General features: G+C 72.8%; 12 protein-coding genes and 1 tRNA gene. 6 read left to right on the top strand and 7 right to left on the bottom strand.

Annotated elements, in window-relative coordinates; genetic code table 11:
• Nucleotides 1-133: 133 nt before the first annotated feature.
• On the bottom strand, nucleotides 134-1,303 hold the full coding sequence (locus ACW69E_RS02865) for a glutathione-independent formaldehyde dehydrogenase (protein ID WP_457496567.1): 1,170 nt from the start codon (nucleotides 1,301-1,303) through the stop codon (nucleotides 134-136).
• Nucleotides 1,304-1,544: 241 nt separating this feature from the next.
• On the opposite strand from ACW69E_RS02865, the gene ACW69E_RS02870 reads away from it, so the two are divergent.
• From ACW69E_RS02870 to gap, 4 genes are all read left to right on the top strand, one after another.
• The gene (locus ACW69E_RS02870) at nucleotides 1,545-2,471 is read left to right on the top strand and encodes a universal stress protein (protein ID WP_457496568.1); all 927 of its coding nucleotides are present in this window, start codon (nucleotides 1,545-1,547) and stop codon (nucleotides 2,469-2,471) included.
• A gap of 41 nt (nucleotides 2,472-2,512) precedes the next feature.
• Nucleotides 2,513-4,150, top strand: a complete 1,638-nt coding sequence (locus tag ACW69E_RS02875) for a cation:proton antiporter (RefSeq protein ID WP_457496569.1) — start codon at nucleotides 2,513-2,515, stop codon at nucleotides 4,148-4,150.
• Nucleotides 4,151-4,232: 82 nt separating this feature from the next.
• On the top strand, nucleotides 4,233-5,189 hold the full coding sequence (locus ACW69E_RS02880; protein ID WP_457496570.1) for a GlxA family transcriptional regulator: 957 nt from the start codon (nucleotides 4,233-4,235) through the stop codon (nucleotides 5,187-5,189).
• 119 nt (nucleotides 5,190-5,308) lie between these two features.
• Nucleotides 5,309-6,316, top strand: a complete 1,008-nt coding sequence (gap, locus tag ACW69E_RS02885; RefSeq protein ID WP_457496571.1) for a type I glyceraldehyde-3-phosphate dehydrogenase — start codon at nucleotides 5,309-5,311, stop codon at nucleotides 6,314-6,316.
• Between the two features lie 155 nt (nucleotides 6,317-6,471).
• Here the strand turns inward: gap and ACW69E_RS02890 are convergent, their stop codons facing one another.
• From ACW69E_RS02890 to ACW69E_RS02905, 4 genes are all read right to left on the bottom strand, one after another.
• Nucleotides 6,472-6,822 (bottom strand): helix-turn-helix domain-containing protein, encoded by a 351-nt coding sequence (locus tag ACW69E_RS02890; protein WP_457496572.1) that lies wholly within the window; start codon nucleotides 6,820-6,822, stop codon nucleotides 6,472-6,474.
• Nucleotides 6,823-7,070: 248 nt separating this feature from the next.
• Entirely contained in the window at nucleotides 7,071-7,394 is a 324-nt protein-coding gene (locus tag ACW69E_RS02895) for a CBS domain-containing protein (protein ID WP_457496573.1), read from the bottom strand.
• A gap of 85 nt (nucleotides 7,395-7,479) precedes the next feature.
• Nucleotides 7,480-8,991: a DEAD/DEAH box helicase gene (locus tag ACW69E_RS02900; RefSeq protein WP_457496574.1), complete on the bottom strand. Its 1,512-nt coding sequence runs from the start codon at nucleotides 8,989-8,991 to the stop codon at nucleotides 7,480-7,482.
• Nucleotides 8,992-9,220: 229 nt separating this feature from the next.
• Nucleotides 9,221-9,424 carry a cold-shock protein gene (locus tag ACW69E_RS02905; RefSeq protein WP_237877585.1) on the bottom strand — a complete coding sequence of 68 codons (204 nt, stop codon included), beginning with the start codon at nucleotides 9,422-9,424 and terminating at the stop codon, nucleotides 9,221-9,223.
• Nucleotides 9,425-9,981: 557 nt separating this feature from the next.
• On the opposite strand from ACW69E_RS02905, the gene ACW69E_RS02910 reads away from it, so the two are divergent.
• Nucleotides 9,982-10,908: an FAD-dependent oxidoreductase gene (locus ACW69E_RS02910; RefSeq protein ID WP_457496575.1), complete on the top strand. Its 927-nt coding sequence runs from the start codon at nucleotides 9,982-9,984 to the stop codon at nucleotides 10,906-10,908.
• A gap of 154 nt (nucleotides 10,909-11,062) precedes the next feature.
• On the opposite strand, the gene ACW69E_RS02915 is transcribed toward ACW69E_RS02910, so the two are convergent.
• Complete coding sequence (locus ACW69E_RS02915; RefSeq protein WP_457496576.1) at nucleotides 11,063-11,797, bottom strand: hypothetical protein; 735 nt, start codon at nucleotides 11,795-11,797, stop codon at nucleotides 11,063-11,065.
• A gap of 32 nt (nucleotides 11,798-11,829) precedes the next feature.
• Here ACW69E_RS02915 and ACW69E_RS02920 point away from each other — a divergent pair, with 32 nt between their 5' ends.
• Nucleotides 11,830-12,126, top strand: a complete 297-nt coding sequence (locus ACW69E_RS02920) for an aminotransferase class IV (RefSeq protein WP_457496577.1) — start codon at nucleotides 11,830-11,832, stop codon at nucleotides 12,124-12,126.
• Nucleotides 12,127-12,345: 219 nt separating this feature from the next.
• Here ACW69E_RS02920 and ACW69E_RS02925 read toward each other — a convergent pair.
• Nucleotides 12,346-12,430 (bottom strand) — tRNA-Ser (locus ACW69E_RS02925).
• Between the last annotated feature and the right edge of the window lie 44 nt (nucleotides 12,431-12,474).

The raw sequence follows: 12,474 nt of genomic DNA on the forward strand, positions 1-12,474 counted from the left end.
GGGTGGGCCGTCAAGACCCCGCGTCGGGACTCGTCGCCCGCCTGCGGTTTTCCGGAACCGGCAGACGGCGCGACGGCGGGGCGGCCCGCGCCCGGACCGCCCCGCCGCACCCGCGTCGCTCCGCTCCGCGCGGCTACGCCGACACCTTCTGCTTCTTGTGCCCGTTGCCCATCTCGGGCTTGAGGAGCACCTTCGTCCAGCCCTCGTCGCGCTTGTCGAAGTGCTGGTAGGCGTCAGGGGCCTCGTCCAGCGGGACCCGGTGGGAGACCACGAAGCTGGGGGTGGCGCGGCCGGAGATGATCATGTCGCGCAGTTGGCGGTTGTACGACTTGACGTTCGCCTGGCCGGTCCCCATCCGCAGGCCCTTCTCGAAGAACTTGCCGATCCTGAAGAGCAGTTCGCCCTTCTTGGCGCTCTCGCTGGGGCCGCCGGGGTCGGACGGCACGTAGAGCCCGACCACTCCGAGCATCCCGGTGGGGCGCACCGCCTCGACCAGGGTGTTGAGCACCATCGCCGGCTGCTCCTCGCCCTCGGGGACGGTCGCCTGGTAGCCGACGGCGTCGATGCCCTTGTCGGTGCCCTCCCCGTCGGTCTGCTCCTTGATCTGCTCGGCGGCGTCGCCCTTGCTGTAGTCGACCGGGATCGCGCCGATCCGGCCCGCGAGGCGGAGCCGGTCCGGCTGCTTGTCGACGACGAAGACGCGGGAGGCGCCGCGCAGCACCGCGGAGTAGGCCGCCATCAGGCCGACCGGTCCGGCGCCGAACACGCACACCGTCTCCCCGGGCGAGACCTGTGCCAGTTCGGTGGCGTGGTAGCCGGTGGGGAAGATGTCGGCGAGCAGGGCGAAGTCGTCCTCGTGCTCGGTGCCCCTGGGCAGCTGCAGGCAGTTGAAGTCCGCGAACGGCACCCGCAGATACTGCGCCTGGCCGCCGGTGTAGGGGCCCATCGACACATAGCCGTAGGCGCCGCCCGCGAAGCCCGGGTTGACGGTCAGGCAGAAACCCGTACGCCCCGCCAGGCAGTTCTTGCAGAAGCCGCAGGCCACGTTGAACGGCATGACGACCCGGTCGCCCTTCTTCACCGAGGCGACGCCGGAGCCGGTCTCCTCCACGACCCCCATGTTCTCGTGGCCGAACACGATGCCCGGCTCCGCGCCGGTGCGGCCCTCGTACATGTGCAGGTCGGAGCCGCAGATGGCGGATGTGGTGACCTTGACGATCACGTCCGTGGGGTCCTGGATCCGGGGGTCGGCGACCTCCTCGACATCGACGCTGAAGGGTTCCTTGTAGACGACGGCTTTCATCGCTGCCTCCTCACGGCGGGGCGTGGCGCGGCGCGCACGGCCGGCGGGAGCGCCGTCGAGGCGCGCGTCACATGCGGTCGATTCCGCCCATACTTCGCATTCCGTCCGGTTCGACCGGGCGGGTGTCCGTGGGGAAGGGCGGTGAAACCTGCCGGAGCGCACGCCGGGCGGGGAGGGTGCACCGGGGGGCGCCGAGGGCGCGCCCGGGAGGCGCCGTGGTGACAAAAGGAACTAATCTGGCATGGGAGCCGGTCGACCGGGGGTGATGCCCGTGTACTCAGTGCCGCCCCGGTGCGTTCTGGCGGTCACCGACCTCTCCGAACCGGCCGGCGAAGCCGTCGGCCGCGCGGCCCGGATCGCGGCGCGGGACGGCGCGCGGCTGCTGGTGCTGTACGTCGCACCGCCGCGCGTGGCCCCGGAACTGGTGGAGTTCGCCCGGCTGAGGCTCCGTTCGCACCTGCGCGAACACGCCGACGAGGTCCCGGCGGTCCGGGGGACGGTGCGCACCGGCAGGGTCGCCGCCGTCGTACCGGACGAGGCGGGTGGAGCGGGCGCCGATCTGCTGGTGCTGGGGGCCCGCGGCCGGCACCGGCCCGGCGGCGCCGGGCTGGGCGGCATCGCCGGGAACCTGGTGCGCTCCGGCGAGGTGCCGGCGCTGGTCGTCAGGCGGCCGCCCGGCGGCGCGTACCGGAAGGCCCTGCTCGCCGTCGACGGGTCCACCGCCTCCCTCGCCGCGGCCCGTACCGGGACGGGGCTGACCCCCGGCGCGGAGCGCCTGCTGGTCCACTGCGTCACCGTCCCCGGCGAGCACCTGCTGCGCATGCGGGGCGTGCCGGAGGAGGAGCTGGAGCGGTTGCGGCGCACCCGCACCGAGGAGGCTCGCCCGGCCGCCGAACGGATCGCGGCCGACCTGTCACCGCGCCCGGCGCGCGTCCTGGTCGCCCCGGGGCGACCGCAGGACGCCGTACCCCGTATCGCCGGCGAGGAGGGGGCCGACCTGGCCGTGGTCGGGACGGGCACGCGCTCGGCGGCCGGCTACGCCGTCCTCGGCAGCGTCGCCCAGCACGTGGTGTCCGAGGCGCCGTGCGACGTGCTGGTCGTCCCGGGGCCGGGGCCGATGCCGGGGCCGATGCCGGGACCGATGCCGGGGTCGGGGCCGGGGCGATGACCGCGTCCCCGCAGCGAACGAACCAGTGATCGGACCGGGCCATGGATCCGTACGACTTCCCCCTCGTCGCCGCGGTCCTCGCGATCTCCGCCGCCATGGGCCTGCTGGCGACGCTGCTGAAGCAGCCGCTGATCGTCGCCTTCATCGGCGTCGGCATCCTGGTCGGCCCCGCCGGCGCCGGCTGGGTGGAGGCCGAGGGCACCGTCGAGCTGCTGGCCCGGCTGGGCATCGCGGTGCTGCTGTTCCTGGTGGGGCTCCGGCTCGACCTGCACCTGGTCCGCACCACCGGGCCCATCGCGCTGGCCACCGGGCTCGGCCAGGTCCTGTTCACCTCGGTGATCGGTTTCCTGATCGCGCTCGCGCTGGGCATGGACACGGTGACGGCGCTCTACGTCGCGGTCGCGCTCACCTTCTCGTCCACGATCATCATCGTGAAGCTGCTCTCCGACAAGCGCGAGCTGGAGCAGCTCCACGGCCGCATCGCGGTGGGGTTCCTGATCGTGCAGGACATCGTCGTGGTGCTGGTCATGATCGCGCTGACCGCGTTCGGGCAGCGGACCGGCGACAGCGACGGCGGCATGGCTGCGGAGATCGCCCTGGTCTTCGCCAAGGGCCTGGGCCTGCTGGCCGGTGTCGCCGCGCTGGCGCGCTACGTCCTGCCCGGCCTGCTGCACCGGGTCGCCCGCTCCCAGGAGCTGCTGCTGCTCTTCGGGGTGGCCTACGCGGTGTCGGTGGCCGCGCTGAGCGAGTGGCTCGGCTTCAGCTCCGAGGTCGGGGCGTTCCTGGCCGGGGTCTCCCTGGCCGGCACCCCCTACCGGGACGCCATGGGCGCCCGGCTGGTCAGCCTGCGCGACTTCCTGCTGCTCTTCTTCTTCCTGGAACTGGGCGCGCAGCTGGATTTCACGGACGCGGGCACGCAGATCGCCGGGGCGCTGGTGTTCTCGGTCTTCGTCCTCGTCGGCAACCCGCTGATCGTCGTCGTGATCATGACTGCCATGCGCTATCCGGTCCGGGTGGGGTTCCTGGCCGGGCTGACGGTCGCCCAGATCTCGGAGTTCTCCCTCATCCTCGCCGCCCTCGGCTACAGCCTCGGGCACATCACCGGCGCCACCGTCAGCCTGGTCACCGTCGTCGGCCTGGTCACCATCGGCGCCTCCACCTACCTGATCCTCTACTCCCGGCAGATCTACGGGCGCCTGGAGCGGTGGCTGGTGAGGTTCGAGCGGACCGGCGCCCGCCACACCGGGCCCACCGAGACCCACCGCGACGCCGACGTCGTCCTCTACGGGCTCGGCCGCTTCGGCGGCCTGCTGGCGGACCGGCTCAGCCGGGCCGGGCACCGGGTTCTGGCGGTGGACTACGACCCGCACCGGGTGGCGCGCAACGAACGGGCGGGGGTGACCGCCGTCTTCGACAGCGCCGAGGACGCCCACTTCCTGGAGTCCCTGCCGCTGGCCCGGGCCCGCTGCGTGGTGTCCGCCATCCCGGTGGCGGACACCAACCGGGCGCTGCTGCACGGGCTGCGCCACCACGGGTACCGGGGTGTCACGGCCGTCACCGCCCACAGCCGGCGCGACGCCGAGCGCCTGCGCGCCGAGGGGGTCGATCTGGTCATCGAGCCGTTCGCCGCCGCGGCGTCGGACGCGGCGGCGGCCCTGGACGGGCTGCTGCGCGACTGACGCGGACGCCCCGGGGGCGCGAAGCCCCCGCCGGGCGCCGTAACGCACGCACCCCGCGCGCTCCCCTCGTACCCTGTCCCCCGTGCCGTCCCCCCGTCTGCGCCGCGTCGCCGTCCTGGTCCTGGAAGGCGCCAAGCCCCTCGACGTCGGCATCCCCGCGCAGGTGTTCACGACCCGGGCGAGCATGCCGTACGAGGTACGGGTGTGCGGGGCGGCGCCCGGCCCGGTGACCGGCGGCGACGGCCTGTCCTACCACGTCGTCCACGGCCTCGAGGCGCTCGCGTGGGCCGAGACCGTCTTCATCCCCGGCTACCGCTTCCCCGACCGCGACGACCCGCCGCCCGCCGTGGTCGGAGCGCTCCGGGCCGCCCACGCCCGGGGCGCGCGGCTGGCCGCCATCTCCACGGGCGCCTTCGCGCTCGCCGCCACGGGCCTGCTCGACGGCAGGCGCGCCACGACGCACTGGCACTACACGCGGGCGCTCGCGGCGCGGCACCCCTCCGTCCGCGTGGACGAGAACGTCCTGTTCGTCGACGAGGGCGGGGTGCTGACCTCGGCCGGGGCCGCCTCGGGCATCGACCTGTGCCTGCACATCCTGCGCGGCGACCTCGGGGTGGCCGCCTCCAACCACGCGGCCCGGCGCCTGGTCGCCGCCCCCTACCGCAGCGGTGGCCAGGCGCAGTACGTGCCGCGCAGCCTGCCCGAGCCGCTGGGCGAGCGGTTCGCCGCCACCCGCGAGTGGGCGCTGCGCCGGCTCGGCGAGCCCCTCACCCTCGAACTCCTCGCCCGGCAGGCGGGCGTCTCACCGCGCACGTTCTCGCGGCGCTTCGCCGAGGACACCGGCCACACGCCGATGCGGTGGGTCATGCGCGCCCGTATCGACATGGCCCGTGAGCTGCTGGAGCGCTCGGAGCTGAGCGTCGAGCGGATCGCCGCCGACGTCGGCCTGGGCACCGGCGCCAATCTGCGGCTGCACTTCCGGCGCGTCCTGGGCACCACACCGAGTGAGTACCGGCGCACCTTCGCCCGGGGCGGGTAGGCGGATGGCGCGGGCGGCCCGCCGCCGCGTGGCGCGATCCTCGCGGACCCTGGCGATCGTGCCGCTGTCACGGGCGGACGCCGCACGCGACGCTGGTGGCGGACCGCAGGAGGCCACCCATGACCCGTATCGCCATCAACGGATTCGGCCGCATCGGCCGCAATGTGCTGCGCGCGCTGCTGGAGCGCGAGAACGCCCTGGAGACCCTGGAGATCGTCGCCGTCAACGACCTGACGGAGCCCGCCGCCCTCGCCCGGCTGCTCGCCTACGACACCACGGCCGGCCGGCTCGGCCGCCCGGTCAGCGCGGACGGGGACGCCCTCGTCGTCGACGGCCGCCGTATCGCGGTGCTCGCCGAGCGCGAACCGGCGAAGCTGCCCTGGGCGCGGCTCGGCGTCGACATCGTGCTCGAGGCGACCGGCCGCTTCACCTCGGCCGACGCCGCCCGCGCCCACCTCGACGCGGGCGCGGGGAAGGTGCTCGTCGGCGCGCCCTCGGACGGGGCCGACGTCACCCTCGCCTACGGCGTCAACACCGACGCGTACGACCCGGCCGCGCACACGATCGTCTCGAACGCCTCGTGCACGACCAACGCCCTGGCGCCGCTGGCCGCCGTGCTCGACGGACTCGCCGGCATCGAGCACGGCTTCATGACGACGGTGCACGCCTACACCCAGGAGCAGAACCTGCAGGACGGCCCGCACCGCGACGCCCGCCGGGCCCGTGCCGCCGCGGTCAACATCGTGCCGACCACGACCGGCGCGGCCAGGGCGATCGGCCTGGTGCTGCCGAACCTCGACGGCAGGCTGTCGGGCGACTCGATCCGCGTGCCGGTCCCGGTGGGCTCGATCGTCGAGCTGAACACCACCGTCGCCCGGGACGTGACGCGCGAGGAGGTGCTGGAGGCGTACCGCGCCGCGGCGCGGGGGCCGCTCGCCGGCATCCTGGAGTACTCGGAGGACGCGCTGGTCTCCTCCGACATCACCGGCAACCCCGCGTCGTCGGTCTTCGACTCGGCGCTCACCCGCGTCGAGGGCCGCCACATCAAGGTCGTCGCCTGGTACGACAACGAGTGGGGCTTCTCCAACCGCGTGGTCGACACCCTCGAACTCCTCGCCACCCGCTGACGCACGCCGGGGGCGCCGCCCGGCCGTCCCGTGAGGAACGGCTCCCCTCCGCCACTCGTCACCCGTCGGGAAGAACCGAAGAACCCAGTACGTGTGCGTCCTCGCCCATGCGCGTCCGGAGTCCTATGGGCGCCCGGGCCGACCCGCCCATGCGATCAGTCCGAACCGGAGCCGGAACCGCCGGGTGTCTCGTTCGCGGCACGGCGGTACTCGGCGTTGATGCGCTGGGCTTCCTCGAGCTGGTCCTCGAGGATGACGATGCGGCAGGCGGCCTCGATCGGGGTCCCCCGGTCGACGAGCTCGCGGGCGCGGGCGGCGATCCGCAGCTGGTAGCGGGAGTACCGGCGGTGTCCGCCCTCCGAGCGCAGCGGAGTGATCAACCGGGCCTCACCGATGGCCCGGAGGAAGCCGGGGGTGGTGCCGAGCATCTCGGCTGCCCGGCCCATGGTGTACGCGGGGTAGTCGTCGTCGTCCAGACGGTCGCTGAGCGGAGTATCTGCTGCCATGTCACCTCGTTGTGCAACGCGTCGAGAGGCCCCGGCACCGTACGGCACCAGGGCCCCGAAGGAGATTCAACACCATCTGTCGGCCTTCGCGCTGTGCCGGCCTCCGCACGGACGGGGAGGCGGTGATGCGGCGGTACGACGGTGAGGGCTCTGCCGACACGTGTCGGCAGAGCCCTCACCGGGTCCCTGGCGGCGGTTCCCGCCCGCGCCTCACCCGAGGTCGCGGCGGTCCCACCGGGCGCCGCCCCTCATCGAGGCCGGCACCCCGCTCCCGGCCGAGGCGCATCGGCGGGCGAGGCGAACGGTCCGGCGAGGACGTCCCGCAGACGGATCCGGTCCGTGTAGGCGGAGCTGTCGCGGAAGACGGCGAGCCGGGCCAGGGTGATCAGGCCCGTGTTCCGGTCGTCCCCGTCGCAGAGGACGAGGTGGTCGACGCGGGCACAGGCCATGAGGGACAGAGCGACCTCGACCGTCATGTCGTCCCAGACCCGGGGCCCGGGCGCGTTCCCTTCGGCGGCCATGGTCCTGGGCGGGGAATCCACCGCGCGGTGCCGCGTCCGAACCGGTGTCATGGGTGCCTCCTGAATAGATGCCTCCTCAGTGGAAGGGGACGGCCGGTGACCGTGTGGTCACGGCCGTCCCGTGGTCGCGGCGGCTCTAGGCGGCCGAGCCGAAGCCGGGCCGCCGCTGCGCACCGCGGTGTGCCGCTTCGCCGGCGGGCCGGCCCCGGCCCGCGTGGCCCCGGCGGCCCCGCCGGCCCTGGGACGGGGAGGACGCGCCGCGGGAGCGTTCCGCTTCCGGCGCGGTGATGACGACCGGGACACCGGAGGGGGCCTGGGCGCCCGTGATGCGGCTCAGTTCCGCCTCGCCCGAACGCACCTGGGTGATCCGGGGGGTGATGCCCGCCGAGGCCATCAGCCGGCTCATGCCGTGACGCTGGTCGGGGGTCACCAGGGTGACGACGCTGCCGGACTCGCCGGCGCGGGCGGTGCGACCGCCGCGGTGCAGGTAGTCCTTGTGGTCGCCGGGCGGGTCCACGTTGACGACCAGATCGAGGTTGTCGACGTGGATCCCGCGTGCGGCGACGTTGGTCGCCACCAGGACCGCCACATGCCCGCTCCGGAACTGGGCCAGTGTCCGCGTGCGCTGCGGCTGGGACTTGCCGCCGTGCAGGGCCGCGGCGCGTACACCGCTGCTCAGCAGGTGCCTGGTCAGCCTGTCCACCGCGTGCTTGGTGTCGAGGAACATGATCACCCGGCCGTCCCGTGCCGCGATCTCGGTGGTCGTCCGGTGCTTGTCCGCGCCGTGCACATGGAGTACGTGGTGCTCCATCGTGGTGACTGCTCCCGCCGACGGGTCGACGGAGTGGACCACCGGGTCCGTCAGGTAGCGGCGGACCAGCAGGTCGACGTTGCGGTCGAGGGTGGCCGAGAAGAGCATCCGCTGCCCGCCGGGGCGCACCTGGTCGAGCAGGGCGGTGACCTGGGGCATGAAACCCATGTCGGTCATCTGGTCCGCCTCGTCGAGGACCGTGGTCTCGACACCGTCGAGCCGGCAGTCGCCCCGGTCGATGAGGTCCTTGAGCCGCCCGGGCGTGGCGACGACCACCTCGGCTCCGGCGCGCAGCGCACCGGCCTGCCGGCCGATGGACATCCCGCCGACGACGGTGGCCAGCCGCAGGCTCACGGAGCGGGCGTACGGAGCGAGCGCGTCGGTGACCTGCTGGGCGAGCTCGCGGGTGGGGACCAGGACCAGGGCGAGCGGCTGCCGCGGCTCGGCGCGCCGTCCCGCCGTGCGGGCCAGTACGGCGAGGCCGAAGGCGAGGGTCTTGCCCGAGCCGGTGCGGCCGCGGCCGAGCACGTCACGGCCGGCCAGGGAGTTCGGCAGGGTCGCCCCCTGGATCGGGAACGGCACGGTCAAGCCTTCGCGGCCGAGCGTGGCCAGCAGCCTCGCCGGCATGGCGAGATCGGAGAAAGACCCGACGGCGGGCAGCGCGGGTGTGATCGTCCTCGGCGGAGCGAACTCACCCTGCGCGGTCCGTCCGGTCTGCCGGTTTCCGTAGCCTCCGGAACGGCGCGGACCACCGGAGCGGCTGCCGCCGGAGCCTCCTGCGAAGCGGTCGTATGTGCGGGACGTACGGGGTGCGCGGGACGTGCGGGCACTCTTCATGGGGAACCTTCCTTGGTGCGGCACGTGGCAAGGAATTCCCGCAGCAGACGAGTGGCGCAGAGAATCTCGAGACGAGCCGAAGACGATGTGGGCCGTTGCGGGCCGGCGGGAAAAGCCTCGCCGGCCGGTGGGCGGCGGATTGCTTTCCGCCGCGAGCCCTGAAAAGCGGCGAGCCGGGGCCCGCACCCCTCAGGTGCGGGCCCCGGCTGCGAAGTACGCGTCGCCGGTGTCAGGCGGAGACGATGTTCTCGGCCGTCGGGCCCTTCTGGCCCTGCGCGATGTCGAACGACACCTTCTGGCCTTCCATCAGCTCGCGGAAGCCCTGGGCGGAGATGTTCGAGTAGTGGGCGAAGACGTCGGCGCCGCCGCCGTCCTGCTCGATGAAGCCGAAGCCCTTTTCCGCGTTGAACCACTTCACGGTGCCAGTAGCCATTTTGTTTCTCCTTCGGAGGCGGTTTCGGGAATCCACTGCGTGTGAATTCCGTGTCGCCGTGATGATTACCTCGTCGGGAATGAACCTTCTGGCAACCACACCTGCAACTGAGATCGACAGTAGCACGGTGCGATCGGGCCTGCACGGTCGATAATTTCCCTCTGTTCCGCGGCCGGGGAATACTCGCCGCGCGCCGCGTCTATTTCTCATGTCGCGGGCACAGATATTGCTGTTCGCGGACGCGGTCTTTCTTCCACGCGCTTCCGCCCGCACCTCTGTGACCTCCGCCGGAGGCAGACGCGCCGCTGCCACCGCCGGCGGCGGAGGTCGCAGCGGCGAACGCGCCGGGACCCCACCGCCGCGACGAAGGTCACATCCCCGCGAGGAGCGCGAGAAGCCTGTACCGAGGCCGGGAAGCCCGCCCCGACCGGCCGGACGTCCACGATGCCGGTCTCCTCGTCGCCCGCCGCCTGGTCGGGGCCGGTCAACTCGTCATCGGCGAGCAGGTGATGGGACGACTGGCCGCGTACGCCGGGCCCCGGTGCTGGAATAGCCCCATGGCCGACACCCCGTCCCCGTTCCGTGCCGGTTCGCCCGCCGTCCATGACACGGATCTGATCATCGTCGGCGGCGGCCCGGCCGGCTGCGCCGCCGCCCGTATGGCCGCCGGAGTCGGCATGCGCTCGGTGCTGGTCGAGCCGGACCGGCTGTGCCGCAACCTCTACCGGATCCCGGCCCTGAGCAACGTCCTGGGCGGCCACACCAGCGGTCCCGGACTGGCCGGGACAATCGCCGCGGAGCTGAAAAACACGGAGCTGTGCCGTCTCGAACTGGGCCGGTACGTCACCGAACTGCGCGCCGACGCGGACCGCGTGACCGCCGTACTCGACACCGGCGCCCGTCTGACCGCCCCGTACGCCGTCGTCGCCACCGGCACCGGCCCCCTCCAGCCCCGCGACGCCGCCTGGATCACCGCCCCCGACGGCCTGACCCTGCCCCCGCTGTGGCAGGCCGGGGAGGCCGACGCCGAGGGCCGCACCCTCCTCGCCCTCGGCGGTGACCGCACGATCGGCACCTTCCTGCACGCCCACCCGGCCACCGGCACGCGCCTGATCGTGGCGTATCCGGCGGCCGACGACTACAAGGTCGAGGAGATCCGCGAGGACCCCCGGGTCACGCTCCTGCCCGTCGAACACCTGACGCTGGGCTCCACGGGAAGCGCCGTGGTGTCGGCGGAAGCGGTGGGCCGGGGCGGCGAGCGGCTGACGGTCGCGGCGGATGCCGCCTACCTCAGCATCGGCAACGCGCCGACCGCTCCGCCCGGCGACCTGGTCCGCGGTGCGGACGGGTACTGCCCGCCCGCCGGGCAGCATCCCCGTGTCATCGTGGCCGGAGATCTGCGCTCCGCCCGCTTCCAGCGGATCATGACCGCCCTGGGTTCCGGCGGCGAGGCCGCACTGCGCGCCTACTACGCGACCAGATAACCCCCGGCAGGGTGCGGACGGTGCCGGAGCAGGTGTGGGTCCGGCCGTCGGCGGGGGTTCAGGCGCAACGCTGTCGGGGCGGCCGGGTACGGTGACCACCGGCTTCCGGCCACAGACGCCTCTACCCCGGCAGTCACGGACGCGTGGGCGTACATCAGGCCTGACCGTAGAGGGTCTCCAGGTCGATCAGCCGGACGTCCGGGTTGGTTGCCGCTGCGGCATGCGCCTTGTCGTTGAATCCGGCTCCGCTGAAGCACATGAGCTTTGTGTTCGCGGTGTCGTATCGGCCTGCCAGAGTGATGAGGTCGCGGATGTGCCGGAGACGTTCGAGGTGGGCAGCTCCCATGGTGTCGTTCCACTTGGCCTCTCCGATGGCCAGGAGTGGGGGCTTGGCGCCATCCGCGATTCCGATGACCGCCACGTCGACCTCGTTGCCGGTACGGGCCCTGGGGTCGTGAACGACACCGTGTCCGACGTGGGCGGGCAGACCGCCCAGGAGCTCGGGGCCGGCGTGATGCAGCGCCCAGTCGCGGCAGACCTGTTCGAAATGGGGCCCGAGGACGTTGCTGACGAAGCGGCCACGGCTGGCCTGCCAGACCCGTGCCGCGTTGCCGGGGCGTTCGAGCTGGTCCCAGACCGGTCGCATGATCGCGTGGTGGAAGCCGATCAGCGGTTCGGCGATCCGGTAGGTGGGCCGGTTGTCGCGGAAGGCGCCCGCGTCCCGGTGCAGCAGACCCGCGTCTTCGAGGACGTTGATGGGGTGGGCGATGTCGGTGGCCTTGCGTTCCAGATAGCCGGCCATGCCCCCGCGTGTGGCGTTGCCGTCGGCGACGGCGGCCAGGACGGACAGGTACAGGGCGGTGTCGCGAAGGTCGGGTTCTTCAGCCATTCGACGACGCGCTGTTCGTGGACGGCCGGTCCATGATCTCCGGGGGCGGCACCTGGAACATCGGCTTCGTCCGGGGCGGGCAGGTGGTGTGGCCGGAGGCGGAGTGTCTGGCCGGCACCACCATGCGGCTGCTCCAGCAGATCCACACCTCGGTCTCGGCCCCGGTGGGACTCGCCGACGTCACCGGGTTCGACGCGGCCTTCGCCACCAACGCCGCCATCGGTGTCCGGGCCATCGGCCGCCTGGACGACCTCCCACTCCCGGACACACACCCCCTGATCGATGAGCTGCGCAAGCAGTACACCGGGATTCCCGGGGACCCCCTGTAGCGGTGTCGCCGGGGATGGTCCCGGGACGGTGCGGAAACCGCAGCTCATAAGGGGAGAGGCCGAGGTGGCGCCCGTCGGACGATGGGCCGTGCGTGACCCTTGCCAAAGAGCCGCCGCGCGTCGCTTCGCACCGACTGCGACCAGAACCGCGGCCACGCGACCACGAAGGCCCCGACCGCTGGGCGGTCGGGGCCTTCGTCGTGCCCTGGCGGGCGGATGCGGAGGATACGAGATTCGAACTCGTGAGGGGTTGCCCCCAACACGCTTTCCAAGCGTGCGCCCTAGGCCTCTAGGCGAATCCTCCGCCGGAAACATTACATGACGCGGGGCAGTGGTTGCGAACCCGAT

The sequence above is a fragment of the Streptomyces sp. SS8 genome, from assembly GCF_054072955.1.

Excerpts from the sequence above, each read along its gene's own strand:
- ACW69E_RS02865 (WP_457496567.1), bottom strand. The coding sequence starts at position 1,303 with ATGAAAGCCGTCGTCTACAAGGAACCCTTCAGCGTCGATGTCGAGGAG.
- ACW69E_RS02895 (WP_457496573.1), bottom strand. The coding sequence starts at position 7,394 with ATGACACCGGTTCGGACGCGGCACCGCGCGGTGGATTCCCCGCCCAGG.
- ACW69E_RS02910 (WP_457496575.1), top strand. The coding sequence starts at position 9,982 with ATGGCCGACACCCCGTCCCCGTTCCGTGCCGGTTCGCCCGCCGTCCAT.
- gap (WP_457496571.1), top strand. The coding sequence starts at position 5,309 with ATGACCCGTATCGCCATCAACGGATTCGGCCGCATCGGCCGCAATGTG.
- ACW69E_RS02915 (WP_457496576.1), bottom strand. The coding sequence starts at position 11,797 with ATGGCTGAAGAACCCGACCTTCGCGACACCGCCCTGTACCTGTCCGTC.
- ACW69E_RS02875 (WP_457496569.1), top strand. The coding sequence starts at position 2,513 with ATGGATCCGTACGACTTCCCCCTCGTCGCCGCGGTCCTCGCGATCTCC.
- ACW69E_RS02870 (WP_457496568.1), top strand. The coding sequence starts at position 1,545 with ATGGGAGCCGGTCGACCGGGGGTGATGCCCGTGTACTCAGTGCCGCCC.
- ACW69E_RS02905 (WP_237877585.1), bottom strand. The coding sequence starts at position 9,424 with ATGGCTACTGGCACCGTGAAGTGGTTCAACGCGGAAAAGGGCTTCGGC.
- ACW69E_RS02900 (WP_457496574.1), bottom strand. The coding sequence starts at position 8,991 with ATGAAGAGTGCCCGCACGTCCCGCGCACCCCGTACGTCCCGCACATAC.
- ACW69E_RS02920 (WP_457496577.1), top strand. The coding sequence starts at position 11,830 with ATGATCTCCGGGGGCGGCACCTGGAACATCGGCTTCGTCCGGGGCGGG.
- ACW69E_RS02890 (WP_457496572.1), bottom strand. The coding sequence starts at position 6,822 with ATGGCAGCAGATACTCCGCTCAGCGACCGTCTGGACGACGACGACTAC.